The sequence below is a fragment of the Mesorhizobium sp. WSM4308 genome, assembly GCF_002294905.1.
Taxonomy (GTDB): Bacteria; Pseudomonadota; Alphaproteobacteria; order Rhizobiales; family Rhizobiaceae; genus Mesorhizobium.
The window spans coordinates 89,559-104,166 of the sequence record NZ_NSFW01000010.1 but is presented as its reverse complement, the minus strand read 5'-3'; the positions used below and the strand labels follow the sequence as shown (position 1 = coordinate 104,166).

Here is a 14,608-nt window from a genome sequence, read left to right as displayed (position 1 = left end):
ATTCTTTTGTTAGCGTTTGTGGCCGGTGTCGAGCCGGCGTTCAGTGTACATTGAATAGCGCGACATGCCGAAGCAAAACAGCCAGAAGACGAAGGCGGCGAACACCAGGCCGGACCTGGCCGTTTGCGGCGTCGCCCAGTTGGCGTCCGAGAAGTTCTGCTTGACGACGCCAAGCAGGTCGAACATCGAGATGATGAGGACCAGGCTGGTGTCCTTGAACATGCCGATGAAGGTGTTGACGATGCCGGGAATGACCAGCTTCAGCGCCTGCGGCAGTACGATCAGCCCCATCTTCTGCCAATAGCCGAGCCCGAGTGAATCGGCGCCTTCATATTGGCCTTTGGGGATCGCCTGCAGGCCGCCACGCACGACTTCAGCCATATAGGCTGCGGCAAACAGCGACACGCCGATCAGCGCCCGCAGGAACTTGTCGAAAGTGACGCCCGCGGGCAGGAACAGCGGCAGCATGACACTGACGAAGAACAGGACGGTGATCAGCGGGATGCCACGCACCGTTTCGATGAAGATCACGCACAGCGTCTTGATGATCGGCATTTTCGAACGCCGGCCGAGCGCCAGCACTGTGCCCAGCGGCAACGACACGGCAATGCCGACGAAGGACAGGCTGAGTGTGACCAGCAGGCCGCCCCAGCGCGAGGTCTCGACATGCGGCAGGCCGAACACGCCGCCAATCAGCAGGAAGAACGAGACGATCGGCAGCACCAGGAAGAGCAGGATGGCATTCAGCCCCTTGCGCGGCACACGCGGGATCAGCATCGGCACCAGCAGAACCACGAACAGGATGGCAACCAGGATCGGCCGCCAGCGCTCCTCGATCGGATAGGTACCGAACATGAACTGGCCGAACTTGGCGTTGACGAATGCCCAGCAGGCGCCCGTCCAGCCCTCCGGCTGAATGCCGCCCTGTGCGGCAGTCGCACAGACCGTGCGGTCCGGCCCGGTCCACACGGCATTGATGAACGCCCAGTTGATGACTTGCGGCAGGACCCAGGCAACGATGGCGATGCCAAGGATGGTCAGGATGGTGTCGCCGACCGTGCCGACCAGGTTCTTGCGCACCCAGGCCACTGGGCCGCGCACACTTGTCGGCGCAGGCTGCGCCAAGGCCATTTCGGTGCGCACCCAGGACATATCGTGTTCCTGCATGGCTCTACCTTTCCACCAGCGCCATTCTGGCGTTGACCACGTTCATGACGGCCGAGGTCACCAGGCTAAGTATAAGATAGGCGATCATCATGATCAGCACACCTTCGACCGCCTGTCCGGTCTGGTTCAGGACCGTGCCGGCGGTCGCCGTCAGGTCCGGATAACCGATGGCGATCGCCAGCGAGGAGTTCTTGGTCAGGTTGAGATACTGGCTGGTCAGCGGCGGGATGACGATACGCATGGCCTGCGGCACGACAACCAGCCGCAAGATCGACCCGGACCGCAGCCCAAGTGCCGCCGCCGCCTCGGTCTGGCCCTTGCTCACGCCCCTGATGCCGGCGCGCACGATTTCGGCGATGAAGGCCGCCGTGTAGCAGGAAAGCGCCAGATAAAGCGACAGGAACTCCGGCTTGACCTGAAAGCCGCCGGTCAGATTGAAGGTCGATTGTTTGGGAAGATCAAAGCTCAGCGGAAAGCCGCTCAGCACATAGGCGAGCAATGGCAGGCCGATGATCAGCGCCACCGAGGTCCAGAGCACCGGAAACTGCTGGCCTGTCGCCATCTGCCGCTGACGCGCCGTGCGGGCGACGAACCAGGCCATGGCAATACCGACAAGCAGGGCGACCACGATCAGCCAGGAGCCCTCGCCCCAGACCGGGCGGGGAAAGTAGAAGCCACGCTGGTTAAGGAAGGAGCCGAAGGGCAGATGGTAGCTGTCACGCGGCGCCGGCAGCACGGCGAGCACGCCGGAATACCAGAAGAAGATGACCAGCAGCGGCGGGATGTTGCGGAAGACCTCGACATAGACCGTGCAGATCTTCTGGATCAGCCAGTTCTGCGACAGGCGGCCGATACCGATGACGAAGCCGATGATTGTGGCGGTGATGATGCCGGCCACGGCGACGATGATGGTGTTGATCAGGCCGACGACGATGGCGCGGCCATAGGTCGAGTCCGACGTATAGGCGATCGGCGTATCCGAAATGTCGAATCCGGCGCGTCCCCTGAGGAAGCCGAAGCCGGAGGCGATGTGCAGGCGCTGCAGATTGTCGATGACGTTCTGCACGATCCACCAGACGGAACCGAACAGGACGATGACGACCAGCGTCTGGAAGAAGAGACTGCGTATCTTCGGGTCATTGATGAAGGAAGCCCTGCTGGACTCCTCGCGAAGAACTTCCTGCGATGCCATGTGCCCGTCCCCTGAAAAGAGAAACCGGAAGGCAGATATCTGCCTTCCGGATCACATTTCGGTCAGCGGATCGGCGGAGCGTATTGCAGGCCGCCCTTGGTCCACAGCGCATTGATGCCGCGCGCGATCTTGAGCGGGCTGCCCGAGCCGACATTGCGATCGAACATTTCACCGTAATTGCCGACGGCCTTGACGATATTGACGACCCAGTCATTGGAGACGCCGAGATCGGTGCCGATCTTGGTGTCGGCTTCCTGGCCGAGAACGCGCTTGATCTCCGGGCTGGCCGAGTTCTTCATCTCATCGACATTGGCCTTTGTGATGCCGAGTTCCTCCGCGTCAAGCAGCGCGAAATAGGTCCACTTGACGATGTGGTACCACTGGTCGTCGCCTTGGCGCACCGCCGGCCCGAGCGGCTCCTTGGAGATGATCTCGGGTAGCACGACGTGATCGGCCGGCGAGCCCAGCGTCAGGCGGATGCCGTAAAGGCCCGACTGGTCCGTGGTGTAGACATCGCAGCGGCCGGCGTCATAGGCGGCGTTGACCTCTTCGAGCTTCTCGAAGACGACCGGATTGTACTCCATCTTGTTCGCCTTGAAGTAGTCGGCGAGGTTGAGCTCGGTGGTGGTGCCGCTCTGCACGCACACGGCCGCGCCCGAGAGCTGGAGCGCCGAATTGACGCCCGGCAGCTTCTTGGCGTTGATCATGAAGCCCTGGCCGTCATAGTAGGTCGTGCCGATAAAATTCAGGCCAAGCGCCGTGTCGCGATTGATGGTCCAGGTGGTGTTGCGCGACAGGATGTCGACCTCGCCGGACTGCAGCGCGGTGAAGCGCTCCTTGGCGCTGAGCGGGGTGAACTTGACCTTGGTGCCGTCACCGAAGACGGCGGCCGCGACAGCGCGGCAGAAATCCGCGTCGATGCCCTGCCAGTCACCCTTGTCGTCGGGCGCCGAGAAACCGGCCAGACCCGTCGAGACACCGCATTGGATGAAGCCCTTCGCCTTGACGGTGTCGAGCGTCGTCGCCGACGCTGCCGACGCCATAAACCCGAGCGTAGCGGCGCCAAGGATGCCGATAGCAATATGTTTCATGACCCACAGACCCTTTTCTGTTTTCAGGCAAAACCTGATCTTTTTTCCCGTGTGAACGCAGTTCCCATTCCAGCCCATTCCCGGAATCCCGCATCGTAACCGACGCGCCGCCTCCCATTCACGAACAGCATCGAAGGCGATAATTCCTGTGAGGTCAAGGGAAATGACCGAATCCGAACGTCTTTGAAAATCGATTGCCTGAAATGCCCGAATTGCAGACAAACGCGCCCGCATTTTAGTCACGGCGCGAATAAAGTCGGCAAAGCGCATTCAACGCAAATGCGGGCCAGCGGCGAAATCCATAACTGGCGCCAGCTTGGCGTCCCTGATCTGGACACCGGATGAATTGGCATGGCCGAAGACTGTCATCGGACCTGCGCCGTCAAAGCGCACGGGACATCAACCACACGCCGGCCGCCACCATCAGCGCGCCGGAAATGCGCGAGATCAACGGCCCGCTCGTGGCCGTCTTTTCCAGGAGAACGAGGATGGCGATACCGGCGATCCACAGGATGTTCATGACGCCGCCGACGAACAGCAGGGCCATCAGCGCCCAGCAGCAGCCCAGACAATAGAGGCCGTGATCGACGCCTAGCCGAATCGCACCGAGCGGCGCGGAACGGAACCCGCCATGGCTCATCAGGAACCCGATCGGCCCCTGGCATTGGCGCAAGCAGGAGCTCTTGATCGGCGTCCATTGATAGAGGCCGGCGGCGATCAGGACGAGGCCACCGAGGATCGTGCTGTCGGTTGCCATCGAGGGGTCGAGCAGGGCCAGCCGGCCGAGCAGCCATTGCGCGCCGGTCGCGGCGATGCTGAAGACGATCCAGACGGTGAGATAGCCGGTAAAAAACCATCCGGTCGAAGCGATGGGGCGGCCAGCCGCCTGCGCCTTGCGGCCGATGCCAGCATAGAGCAGCAGCAGCGGCGCGACCGAAGGCGTCATCATGCCGACCATCATCACCGCCCACATCGTGAAAATGAAAGCGAAATCGGCGAGTGTCCAGGCTCGGAAGCCAGGCGCCACGGCGGCGCCCACATCCATTCCAGCCATGTCCATATTCGACATGTCCATTGCGGCCATATCGCCGCTTGCTCCGGCCGGCATCGGGGATTCGGGCATGGCCATGTCGATGGCAAGCCACAGCACATAGGCCCAGGCGAGCACCGCAATCACGACGAGCGCGGCCATCACGACCGTGCGGTCGCGCCGCAGCACCGCCTCCAAGGCCCTGTCGCCCATTGGATCAGCTCAATGGACGACGACGCCGCTCTGCGTGAGATGCAGATTGGCAAAATGACTGTGCGTATCGGCCACCCCGAACTTGATCGGGCCTGTCGCCTTGGTCCAGCCGCGCCCGATCTCGGCCATTGCGTATTCGAGGCCGTGCGGCAGGTCGATGCGTGCCCGATGCTCGGCGCCGGTGACCGGATTCTTGATCGGCTCGCCATGACCGTCGGCTACGCCCTCGACATGCAGCCGTCCGGTTCGCGCGTCGACGTCGACCTCGAATTCGATCGGGGCAAAGATCGGGTCATGGAATTTCTCCAGCGTGGTCGAGAAGAACTCGAATATTGTCGCGCCTGGTTCGGTGTCCTGCCCGCCCAGTATGCGAAGCAGCGCTTCACGCTGGGCCTCGCTCGCCCTCTCGTCGACAACCACCGCTGCTTCGCCGCCGCCCTGATGGATGGCGCCGGGCCAGCGGAAAATCCCGACGAGCCGCAATCCATCGAGTTTGGTGGCTCCGTGATGGCCGCTCTCGATTTCGATGCCGGCAACCGCCTGACAGAAGCCGTGTGTGGGCATGGCGTTGAACTGGCATGGGCAGCCATAGGCGCAATTGCAGTTGACGAATTCGCGCGCCTTCATCGTCCATTTGACGTTGGGCATGGCATTCCTCCCCTTGCGGCGCTCTGTGAGCGCGATACCCGGACCGGGGGATCAGGAGGAACCCTGCCAAAACCATCCGGCAGCATCTGATCGAGGCAATCCGGTGATTAATATTAGAGACTTATTATATATGTTTCGCAGCCGTCTACAATAGGTTGACCGAGGGACGATCGGCTCCGCCGACAATCACTTCCGCACACCTTGCCGAGCCCGTTTCAGGACCCCGCAGCTATGCCGTTCAGGTGGAGAATTGGCATATTCGAAGTCTATCCCTGGCGGATGGTGGGCTGTTGCGCGGTCCATGCCGCCGCACTATGGCTAGCGCCTTGTCAAACAGGCGAAGACGAAGAATGGCTAAGGACGGCAACGAACAGGGTTCCGGCAAAATGGGCATCAACACGCGGTTGGCCCATTCGGGCAACAACCCGCACGACTATTTCGGCTTCGTCAATCCGCCTGTCGTGCACGCCTCGACCGTGCTGTTCCGCAACGCCGCCGCAATGGTTGGCCGCAGCCAGAAATACACCTACGGCACGCGCGGCACGCCGACGACGGACGCCCTTGCCCAGGCCATCGATGCGCTGGAGGGATCCGCCGGCACGATCGTGGTGCCGTCGGGCCTTGCGGCGGTGACTATTCCGCTGCTCGCCTTCGTGTCGGCCGGCGATCACCTGCTGATCGTCGACAGCGTCTACCATCCGACCCGTAATTTCGCCGACACGATGCTGAAGCGGCTCGGCGTCGAGGTGGAGTATTATGATCCTCGTATCGGCGCTGGCATCGCCGCCCTGATCAAGCCCAACACCAAGGTGGTGTTCACGGAATCGCCAGCCTCCAACACGTTCGAGGTGCAGGACATCCCGGCGATCGCCAAGGCGGCGCACGCGGCTGGCGCTATCGTGATGATGGACAACACCTGGGCAACGCCGCTTTATTTCCGGCCGCTCGACCACGGCGTCGACATCTCCATTCACGCGGCGACGAAGTACCCGGCCGGCCATTCCGACGTGCTGCTGGGCACGGTCTCGGCCAATGAAAGCCACTGGAAACAGCTCTATGAGAGCTTCTGCACGCTCGGCTGCTGCGCGGGTCCCGACGATGTCTACCAGGTGCTGCGCGGCTTGCGCACCATGGGCGTGCGCCTGGAGCATCACCAGCGCAGCGCGCTTGCCATCGCGTCGTGGCTCGAAGGCCAGAAGGGCGTGGCGCGCGTGCTCCACCCTGCCCTTCCCAGCCACCCGGACCACGCTCTATGGAAGCGCGACTTTTGCGGTTCGAGCGGCATCTTTTCCATCGTGCTCGCCGGCGGCGGCCAGAAGGAGCAGCACGCTTTCCTCGACGCGCTGCAGATCTTCGGCCTCGGCTATTCCTGGGGCGGCTATGAGAGCCTTGCGGTGCCAGTCTGGCTCGACGACCGCGTCGTTGCAAAAGGCCCCTATGAAGGCCCGTTGATCCGCCTGCAGATCGGCCTCGAGGATATAGACGACCTGAAAGCCGACATTTTGCGCGGTCTGGCCGCAGCGACGGCCTAACCAGCGCGCACGGGCTGACTGCCGGACAGAATCAGCAGACGGCCGCGAGGCCTTGGCGCTGATGACAAAGCGCGAGCCGCTCGCGGCATCCCATTGTTGCGCGTCACGCAATATTATTCTCTCGGGCCGCTGCTTTCGGGATTTGTTTGACTTTCAAATCCGTGGGTTCGGTCGCATTGCGTGCTGCACTGGTACCCTCGTCCAATCCCATTGGTCCCAACCCTGTCATGGCCTTTCGTCTTTTTGTCCCCATCCTTGCCGGCGCGACGCTGCGAGAGCGGCTGCTGGCCTGTATCGGCGCCACGATCGGCATCGCGCTGACCGGCGTGATCAGCGGGCTGGCAATGGGCGGCGGCCCGCATGTGGCCCTGCTGGTGGCACCGATGGGCGCCTCCGCCGTGCTTCTCTTCGCCGTGCCCGCCAGCCCTTTGGCGCAGCCCTGGTCGATCATCGGCGGCAACTCCATATCGGCGCTGGTGGGTGTGACGGTGGCGCATTTCATCCATGATCCGGTCATGGCCTCGGGCCTCGCCGTGGCGCTCGCCATCGCGGCCATGTCGTTCACGCGCTGCCTGCATCCGCCCGGTGGCGCGGCGGCTCTGACGGCGGTGCTCGGCGGGCCGGCCGTAGTCAGCGCCGGCTTCCTGTTTCCGTTCGTGCCGGTGGCCCTGAATTCGATCATCCTGGTCACGCTCGGACTGCTTTTCCACAGGCTGGCGCGGCGCAACTACCCGCATGTCGCTGCCTCCCCAGCCAACAGCCATGGGACGGCCGATCCGCCGGCGCGGCAGCGCGTCGGCTTCCGGCCCGAGGATATCGACGCGGCGCTGACCACGCTCGACGAAACCTTCGACATCGACCGCAACGACCTCGAACGGCTCCTGAGGCAAGTCGAGCTGCAGGCCATGGTGCGCTCACACCGGACGCTGCTTTGCCAGGACATCATGTCCCGCGACGTGGTTTCGGTGCCCGAGCAGGCCACCGCCGAGGAGGCGCGCCAGCAACTGCTCGATCACAACATCCGCACCTTGCCGGTGGTCGACGCGGATGGCCGGCTGGTTGGCGCTGTCGGCCTGCGCGAGCTGACGAAGACGACCGATGCGGTGAAGAGCGTGATGTCGAAGGCCGGCACCGCTTCGCCCGAGACACCGGCGATGAGCCTGCTTCCCGTACTGACCGACGGCCGCAGCCACGCCGTGGTCATCGTCGACGATGAGCGGCGCATCCTCGGCCTGATCACCCAGACCGACCTGCTGGCGGCGGCAGCGCGCGTGCAGGCCGCAGACAAAGGACTGGCGGCGGCTTAGAGCAACTCCAGGAAAAGTGTGTGCGGTTTTCGGAAAAGCGCGCAGCGCTTTCCCTTGGGAATTGCGTCAACACAAAGAGTTGGAGCAGTTCGCCGTTTCCGTGAAACGGTGAACTGATCTAGAATAGCGGAGCCAGGTTGCCGAAATCCGGGAACCTTTTTCCGGCGGGCGCATCGAACGTGCAGTCAAGCGTCTGTTCGGGGAGATCCGGTCGCGATGAGCAAGCTCGCAATACCCGTCAAAATGCCCGGGGTGGCCGAGGCTCTTTCCGGCGACATGCTGCTTGTACAGCGAGCCCTGGCGCGCGACGCGGGCGCCTTCCGCACCATCATCAAGACATACAACCAGCGGCTCTACCGCATCGCGCGCGGCATACTGCGCAACGACGCCGAAGCCGAGGACGTCGTCCAGGAGGCCTATGTCCACGCCTTCGCCAATCTGGCGACATTTCGCGGCGACTCTTCGCTTGCCACCTGGCTGTCGCGCATCGTCATCAACGAAGCACTCGGCCGCCTGCGCAAGAGGCGCCGCACCGTGGCGATGCCCGAAAATCCGGAAGCGCAAATCATCCGCTTTCCCCTCAACCCCAGCGACGACCCGGAGCGGACGATGGCGCAGCGGCAGATTCTCGCACTTGTCGAACGGGCGACCGACAGCCTGCCCGACATCTACCGCATGGTCTTCGTGGCCCGTGTCATCGAGGGCCTGAGCATGGAGGAAACCGCCGATCTGTTGGGCGTGCGGCCGGAGACCGTCAAGACAAGGCTGCACCGGGCGCGTAGCCTGTTGCGCAAGGCGCTGGACGACGAGATCGGCCCGGTCCTGCTCGACGCCTTCCCCTTCGCCGGCCGCCGCTGCGAGCGTTTGACCAAGGCCGTTATGGGACGGCTGGGCTTCGAATGATCCCGTCGCGATTTTGCGGGAACGTTTCTCCCGGCCGCGCATCCAATCGGCGTCAACTGGAAATGTAAGCCCGGCGCTTCCTCGCGGCCGGGCGAAGGAGGATGCCATGTTCACCCGATATACCGCCGCCCTTGCCGCCGTGCTTTTCGTCAGCGCTGCTCCGTTCGCGCAGGCCGCCGACAAGCCGACCGACCCGCAGATCGCCCATATCGCCTACACGGCCGGCGTCCTCGACATCGAGGCGGCCAAGCAGGCGATCAAGACATCGAAGAACAAGGAGGTCGTCGCGTTCGCCAAGGACATGGAGCGCGACCATGAGGCGGTGAACAAGCAGGCGCTCGACCTGGTCAAGAAGCTCAAGGTGAAGCCCGAGGACAACGCCACCAGCCGGGCGCTGACCAAGGCGGCGGAAGAAGAACGCGCCAAGCTCGCCAAGCTGAAGGGCGCGGCTTTCGACAAGGCCTATATCGAGAATGAAGTCGCCTATCACAAGCAGGTCAACGGCGCGCTCGAAACGCTGCTCATCCCTTCGGCCAGCAATGCCGAGTTGAAGAGCCTGCTCGAGACCGGCCTCAAGATCTTCCAGGGGCATGAGCAGCACGCCGAACATGTCGCCGGCATGCTGAAATGAAGGCGGGCGTCTTGATCCGTCTGCCATGGCTGGCCGCTCTGGCGCTTATGACGGCGCCGGCGGCGGCCGCAACCATAGAGGTCACCATCGACAAGCTCGTCTTCTCCCCGGCAACCGTCGAGGCGAAGGTCGGCGACACGGTCGAGTGGGTGAACAAGGATGTGGTTGCCCACACGGCCACCGTCAAGGGCGGCTGGGAGGTGATGATCCCGCCGAAGAAATCGGCGAGCCTGACACTGAAGGCGGCTGGAGCGATCGACTATTTCTGCCGCTTCCACCCCAACATGAGGGGCCATATGAACGTGGCGCCGTGATGCCTTCGCGGGCTGGCGGTGCACAGCCGCCAGCGTGCAGGCCTCGCAGGCTTTCACGTGTGAGAAATCCTCGCTGCGGACGAACCGCGCCAGCACTTCGCCGATCGGCAGCAGAAGCGCCTCGGGCGAGCGCCACTTGCCACCGCCTACGAATGGTCGAGCCGCAGCGACGCGCGCCTTATCTCGTCCGGCCTTGTGATGTGTGTCCAGGTGCCGTCGTAGCTGGGCTTGCGCCGCTCGATCCAGGCGGCAAGGCCTTCCCTGAGATCGGCGGTCGGCGCCATGCGGGCGAACTGCTCGGCCTCGACCAACAGCCCTTCGGCGATGCTGAGGTTGATGCCGCGCGCCACCGCAGTGAGAATGCCGGCGAGCGCTGCCGGCGAATGCGTGACGATGCGGCGGGCAAGATCGTGTGCTGCCGGCATCAGCTCGGCATGCGGCACAATCTTGTTGACGAGGCCGAGTTCGGCCGCTCGTTCAGCCGAAAAGGTTGCGCCCGTCAAAAGCAGTTCAAGCGCGCGCTTGCGCCCGGCAAGCCGCGGAAGGCGCTGCGTGCCGCCGAAGGTCGGGGGCATTGCGAGGTTGATCTCCGGCTTGGCGAACAGGGCGCGGTCGCTGGCGATGGCCAGCGGCACGGCCTCGGTGATCTCGCAGCCTCCGCCGAAGGCAATCCCGTTGACGGCGGCGATGATGGGTTTGCGGAAGGCTTCAAGCCTTGCGGTCAGTCGCTGGCCGCGCAGGACGAAGTCGCGCAGCGCCACATCCGTGCCTGCGGCGACACTCAATGAGAATTCGCCGATATCGCCGCCGGCGGAGAAGGCGCGTTCGCCGGCACCGGTCAGGATGACGGCGCGGACCGCATTGTCGGCCTCTATCGTGTCGAGGATCGCTAGCAGGCGATCGATCAGGGCGTAGTTCAGCGCATTGAGCTTTTCCGGGCGGTTGAGGGTGAGGACGCTTACCCCGTCGCGGGTCTCGTTCAGGACAAGATCGGCCATTGTTCTTCCTTTCCAGATACCACGGAAAGGGATCACTCTTTCGATTGCGTGTATATTCACTAGTCGGTATACATGGCTCATGCCTGAAGCCGCCAGCCCGACCCGCAAACGCATCGTCGATGCCGCGACGAAGCTGTTCTATGCCGAGGGAATCGGCCGCGTCAGCGTCGACGCCGTCGCGGAAAAGGCCGGCCTCACCAAGCGGACGCTTTACTACCACTTCAAGAGCAAGGACGACCTGATCGCCGCCTATCTGGACGGGCGGGACCAGCCCAATCTGCGGCAAATGGCCGGCTGGTTCGATGCCGCGGAAGGCGGCGCGGACCGCAAGGCCGAGGCGATCTTCAGCAATCTGGCGCGGGCTGCGCGCCACCCGAAATGGAAGGGATGCGGTTTCCTGCGCACGGCCGCGGAACTCGCTTCGATGCCCGGCCATCCGGCGATCAAGGTCGGATCACGCCACAAGTCGAATTTCGAGGCATGGCTGGTCGGCGCGTTGTCGGACCACGGCGTCGAGGAACCACAGGCGGCGGCGCGCGAGATCGTGCTTTTGATCGATGGCTCCTTTTCGATCATGCTGGTCCACCGCAATCCCGATTACATCGAGGCGGCAGGACGAGCAGCGGCCACGCTTGTCCGGGTCAGATCGCGGAACAAGGACTGAACCAGCCGTGGCTTGGAACGCAGCCGGCAAGCATGGTATCGCAATGCCAGGGAGGCGGTGATGCGTATCATCTTTCGATGTGATCCAATGTTGATCGAGCATTTGCCGCGCCCGATCCCGGCGCGCGGCGCTCTGCCGGAATGGCTGCGCGCCATGCCCGCCACCGCCTATTCGGCGATCCACGGCCGCGACATTCGCACGCTCAAGCAATGCCCACCCGTTGTCGATGCGATGACCTATGGCTTCATGGTCCTGCTGCCGTGCGACGTCGTCGTCGACAAGGGCACCTTTTCGTGGGACTGGCAAATTCCAGAACCGGTCACGCAGAACCACCCCAGAGCGCCATTGAGCTTCCACACACCGGGGCAGCTCGCCGGCAGCCCGTTTGCTACGCCCGGCCAAGCCGCCCTCAAATTCAACAGCTTCTGGACCATCGAGGTCGAGGAAGGCTGGTCGCTGTTCGCGACGCATCCGGTCAATCGCGAGGATCTTCCTTTCAGGCTGGTGACTGGGCTGGTGGATTCCGACCGGTTCAGCGATGGCGGCATCAATTTCCCGGCGGTCTGGACGGAACCTGGGTTCTCCGGCGTGCTCGGGAAAGGAACCCCGGTCGCACAGTGCTTTGCGGTTCCGCGGGCGACGCCGCAGCTGGAATACGAGGTGTTCGACGAAGAACGGCAGGCGTCTTATGCGCGCACCGTCGGTAATGTCCTGTCAACGCCGGGTGTCTACCGCAAGCGGTTCCGCGCCCGGCGGGGGCGCTCCACTGGCGAGTAAGCGACGCAGTGCTTCCTCATCGAGCCACAGCCGACCACTCGGCGCCGATGTAAGCGCCATGGCGATGACGCCGAACGTGGATGGGCGCAGACGATAGGCCGTTGAATACGCCAGCATCGCCCCATCCAGATCACCAGTTTCCTGCAAGACGACGCCCAGATTGACGGCAGCCTCCGGGGTATCGGGGCTCATCTCCAGCACGCGTCGATAGGCCTGGGCAGCGGCGCCGAACTTGCGCATGTCCTGACGCACCAACCCGAGATCAAACCAGGCAGAAGGATGCCCGCCGCCAGCGACGGCGCGTTCGAGCAAGTCCTCTGCCTCAACAGACGCGCCGCGTTGCCAGGCAAGGCGCCCGAGGCGCGCCGCAGCCTCCTCGGATTTCGGATCCCGTTGCAAGACGAGTGTCCACCATTCGCCCGCGGCCAAAGCATTGCCTGCCTGATCAAGGGTACGTGCCCGCTCGATCAGTATTTCCGCCTGTGATGACAGCTTTGCCGCGCGATCCAGCTGTTGCAACGCTGCCTCGAACCGGCCGTCGGCCCGAGCAATCCTGCATGCCAGAATCAAAGCGGGCACATTATCCGCATGAGTGGCCAGGCTCGTCTCGATGCGCGTGCGAGCTCCCGACAAATCCGCCCTGGCGAACAGGATCGCCGCCAGAAGATGGCAAAGAGCCGGATCGTTCGGGCGTTGCTTCAGGCCTAACTCGCACAGCTGCATTGCCTGGCCGTGATTGCCGGAATTGAAAGCAGCCACCGCACGTCGGATCAGATCGCCACTTTCGACTTGATTCGTATCCGTCACCGCTTTTACCACTCCGGTTAGAACCCGAAGGCCAGCCATGCCGTGCCGGCGACGAGAGTGATCAGCGTCAGCGGCAGGCCGACCTTGAAGAAGGCACCGAACGACAAGGGCGTGCCGGCAGCCTTGGACTGCTCGGCGACGATCAGGTTGGCGACCGAACCGAGCAGCGTGAAATTGCCGGCGAGCGTTGAACTCATCGCCACCACCAGCCAGGCCCGTTCGGGGTTTTCCAGCCCAGGTATGAACGGCCGCAGCGCCAGCACCGCCGGAACATTGCTCATGATGTTGGAGAGCACCGCGGTGAAGCTGGACAGGCGCCAGACATCGTCGAGGCCGAGATTCTTGGCCGAGGCGATGAGATCCGGCGTCAGCAACGTCCTTTCGGCGCCGGCGACCACCACGAACAAACCGGCGAACATGAACAGCAGCGGGCCATCGATCTCACGGTAGATGCGGTCCGGCTTGATGGCGCGAGTGAGCAGGAGAATGGCTCCGCCGATCAACGCCGCCTTGGCAACGGGGACGCCGGCGAAGAAGGCGATGGCCAGCCCGATGCAGACGATCACGGCTTTCAGCACCTGCCCTCGATGCATCCGGCCGCGCGAGACATGCGGCGTCAATTCAGCGGTGCGGGTGAATTCGGCGCGATAGACGATGCGCACGATGACGATGACCGCGACGAGACCGAACAGGGCGACCGGCGCGAGTGCCGCCGAAAAAGCGGGATAGGAAATGCCCGACAGCGCGCCGATGACCATGTTCTGAGGATTGCCGGTGATGGTGGCGACGCTGCCGCAGTTCGAGGCGGTGGCGGTGGCGATCAGATACGGGATCGGGTTGCGATTGATGACGCGGGTGACGTGGACGACGATCGGCGCCATGACCAAGCAGATGGCATCGTTGACCAGGAAGGCCGACAGCACGCCGGTCAGCAGCGTCACCATCACCAGGAGCATGAAGGGCGCGTGCGCGTGTTCGATGGCGATGGCGCCCAGGCCGCGAAAGGCGCCAGAGACCTTCAGATGCGCCACCACGATCATCATGCCGAGCAGAAGCGTGATCGTGTCGAAATTGATGGCGCGGTAGGCGTCCTCCATGCTGATCGCGCCAACGGCGATCATGGCGGCGCCGCCAAGCAGCGCGATGCCTGCCCGGTCAAGACGCAAACCGGGGATGCGGCCGATGGCGACGCCGGCATAGGTCAGGACCAGGATCAGCAGTGCCGCCGCGCCCATCAACGTCATTGGTAAGAAGCCCTGCTCGATCTGGTGGCGCCGATGCGTCCGCCTGGTGGTTCTTTTGCATGTCAACTTTAGCGATGTCGAGATTGACGA

15 protein-coding genes are annotated in these 14,608 nt (G+C 63.4%); 7 read left to right on the top strand and 8 right to left on the bottom strand.

All coding sequences use genetic code 11. The features are described from left to right. Positions 1-9: 9 nt before the first annotated feature. The 5 genes from CK227_RS19730 to CK227_RS19710 all read right to left on the bottom strand — a co-directional run bounded on the left by CK227_RS19730 (position 10) and on the right by CK227_RS19710 (position 5,341). Entirely contained in the window at positions 10-1,167 is a 1,158-nt protein-coding gene (locus CK227_RS19730; RefSeq protein WP_095770603.1) for an amino acid ABC transporter permease, read from the bottom strand. A gap of 4 nt (positions 1,168-1,171) precedes the next feature. Then, positions 1,172-2,359, bottom strand: a complete 1,188-nt coding sequence (locus tag CK227_RS19725) for an amino acid ABC transporter permease (RefSeq protein WP_095770604.1) — start codon at positions 2,357-2,359, stop codon at positions 1,172-1,174. A gap of 62 nt (positions 2,360-2,421) precedes the next feature. Beyond that, complete coding sequence (locus CK227_RS19720; RefSeq protein ID WP_095770605.1) at positions 2,422-3,450, bottom strand: amino acid ABC transporter substrate-binding protein; 1,029 nt, start codon at positions 3,448-3,450, stop codon at positions 2,422-2,424. A gap of 382 nt (positions 3,451-3,832) precedes the next feature. Then, positions 3,833-4,693, bottom strand: a complete 861-nt coding sequence (locus CK227_RS19715) for a DUF2182 domain-containing protein (RefSeq protein ID WP_095770606.1) — start codon at positions 4,691-4,693, stop codon at positions 3,833-3,835. A 9-nt stretch (positions 4,694-4,702) separates the two neighbouring features. After that, positions 4,703-5,341 carry a DUF1326 domain-containing protein gene (locus tag CK227_RS19710; RefSeq protein ID WP_095770607.1) on the bottom strand — a complete coding sequence of 213 codons (639 nt, stop codon included), beginning with the start codon at positions 5,339-5,341 and terminating at the stop codon, positions 4,703-4,705. A 350-nt stretch (positions 5,342-5,691) separates the two neighbouring features. Between CK227_RS19710 and CK227_RS19705 the strand changes: the two genes are divergently transcribed. The 5 genes from CK227_RS19705 to CK227_RS19685 all read left to right on the top strand — a co-directional run bounded on the left by CK227_RS19705 (position 5,692) and on the right by CK227_RS19685 (position 10,028). Next, positions 5,692-6,873: a cystathionine beta-lyase gene (locus CK227_RS19705; RefSeq protein ID WP_095770608.1), complete on the top strand. Its 1,182-nt coding sequence runs from the start codon at positions 5,692-5,694 to the stop codon at positions 6,871-6,873. Positions 6,874-7,100: 227 nt separating this feature from the next. Beyond that, on the top strand, positions 7,101-8,180 hold the full coding sequence (locus tag CK227_RS19700; protein ID WP_095770609.1) for an HPP family protein: 1,080 nt from the start codon (positions 7,101-7,103) through the stop codon (positions 8,178-8,180). 216 nt (positions 8,181-8,396) lie between these two features. After that, positions 8,397-9,083 (top strand): RNA polymerase sigma factor, encoded by a 687-nt coding sequence (locus CK227_RS19695; RefSeq protein WP_179296320.1) that lies wholly within the window; start codon positions 8,397-8,399, stop codon positions 9,081-9,083. A gap of 106 nt (positions 9,084-9,189) precedes the next feature. Continuing rightward, positions 9,190-9,714, top strand: a complete 525-nt coding sequence (locus CK227_RS19690; RefSeq protein WP_095770610.1) for a DUF4142 domain-containing protein — start codon at positions 9,190-9,192, stop codon at positions 9,712-9,714. Then, on the top strand, positions 9,711-10,028 hold the full coding sequence (locus tag CK227_RS19685; protein ID WP_095770611.1) for a cupredoxin family copper-binding protein: 318 nt from the start codon (positions 9,711-9,713) through the stop codon (positions 10,026-10,028). Before CK227_RS19690 ends, CK227_RS19685 begins: the two co-directional genes overlap by 4 nt. Positions 10,029-10,174: 146 nt before the next feature. Here CK227_RS19685 and CK227_RS19675 read toward each other — a convergent pair whose 3' ends face one another. Then, a complete protein-coding gene (locus CK227_RS19675) occupies positions 10,175-11,026 on the bottom strand; it encodes a crotonase/enoyl-CoA hydratase family protein (protein ID WP_095770612.1) in 852 nt (283 codons plus the stop codon). A 79-nt stretch (positions 11,027-11,105) separates the two neighbouring features. Between CK227_RS19675 and CK227_RS19670 the strand changes: the two genes are divergently transcribed. Both CK227_RS19670 and CK227_RS19665 read left to right on the top strand, forming a co-directional pair. Beyond that, complete coding sequence (locus CK227_RS19670) at positions 11,106-11,690, top strand: TetR/AcrR family transcriptional regulator (protein ID WP_095770613.1); 585 nt, start codon at positions 11,106-11,108, stop codon at positions 11,688-11,690. A gap of 87 nt (positions 11,691-11,777) precedes the next feature. Continuing rightward, the gene (locus tag CK227_RS19665) at positions 11,778-12,467 is read left to right on the top strand and encodes a hypothetical protein (protein WP_245318023.1); all 690 of its coding nucleotides are present in this window, start codon (positions 11,778-11,780) and stop codon (positions 12,465-12,467) included. On the opposite strand, the gene CK227_RS19660 is transcribed toward CK227_RS19665, so the two are convergent. Continuing rightward, positions 12,405-13,274: a tetratricopeptide repeat protein gene (locus CK227_RS19660; protein ID WP_095770921.1), complete on the bottom strand. Its 870-nt coding sequence runs from the start codon at positions 13,272-13,274 to the stop codon at positions 12,405-12,407. The two genes, CK227_RS19665 and CK227_RS19660, sit on opposite strands and share 63 nt — an antisense overlap. Positions 13,275-13,291: 17 nt before the next feature. Next, positions 13,292-14,518, bottom strand: coding sequence for an anion transporter (locus CK227_RS19655; RefSeq protein WP_095770615.1), 1,227 nt, complete (start codon positions 14,516-14,518; stop codon positions 13,292-13,294). Positions 14,519-14,608 lie beyond the last annotated feature (90 nt).

Excerpts from the sequence above, each read along its gene's own strand:
- CK227_RS19670 (WP_095770613.1), top strand. The coding sequence starts at position 11,106 with ATGCCTGAAGCCGCCAGCCCGACCCGCAAACGCATCGTCGATGCCGCG.
- CK227_RS19715 (WP_095770606.1), bottom strand. The coding sequence starts at position 4,693 with ATGGGCGACAGGGCCTTGGAGGCGGTGCTGCGGCGCGACCGCACGGTC.
- CK227_RS19665 (WP_245318023.1), top strand. The coding sequence starts at position 11,778 with ATGTTGATCGAGCATTTGCCGCGCCCGATCCCGGCGCGCGGCGCTCTG.
- CK227_RS19730 (WP_095770603.1), bottom strand. The coding sequence starts at position 1,167 with ATGCAGGAACACGATATGTCCTGGGTGCGCACCGAAATGGCCTTGGCG.
- CK227_RS19720 (WP_095770605.1), bottom strand. The coding sequence starts at position 3,450 with ATGAAACATATTGCTATCGGCATCCTTGGCGCCGCTACGCTCGGGTTT.
- CK227_RS19695 (WP_179296320.1), top strand. The coding sequence starts at position 8,397 with ATGAGCAAGCTCGCAATACCCGTCAAAATGCCCGGGGTGGCCGAGGCT.
- CK227_RS19700 (WP_095770609.1), top strand. The coding sequence starts at position 7,101 with ATGGCCTTTCGTCTTTTTGTCCCCATCCTTGCCGGCGCGACGCTGCGA.
- CK227_RS19690 (WP_095770610.1), top strand. The coding sequence starts at position 9,190 with ATGTTCACCCGATATACCGCCGCCCTTGCCGCCGTGCTTTTCGTCAGC.
- CK227_RS19655 (WP_095770615.1), bottom strand. The coding sequence starts at position 14,518 with ATGACGTTGATGGGCGCGGCGGCACTGCTGATCCTGGTCCTGACCTAT.
- CK227_RS19710 (WP_095770607.1), bottom strand. The coding sequence starts at position 5,341 with ATGCCCAACGTCAAATGGACGATGAAGGCGCGCGAATTCGTCAACTGC.
- CK227_RS19705 (WP_095770608.1), top strand. The coding sequence starts at position 5,692 with ATGGCTAAGGACGGCAACGAACAGGGTTCCGGCAAAATGGGCATCAAC.
- CK227_RS19675 (WP_095770612.1), bottom strand. The coding sequence starts at position 11,026 with ATGGCCGATCTTGTCCTGAACGAGACCCGCGACGGGGTAAGCGTCCTC.
- CK227_RS19685 (WP_095770611.1), top strand. The coding sequence starts at position 9,711 with ATGAAGGCGGGCGTCTTGATCCGTCTGCCATGGCTGGCCGCTCTGGCG.
- CK227_RS19725 (WP_095770604.1), bottom strand. The coding sequence starts at position 2,359 with ATGGCATCGCAGGAAGTTCTTCGCGAGGAGTCCAGCAGGGCTTCCTTC.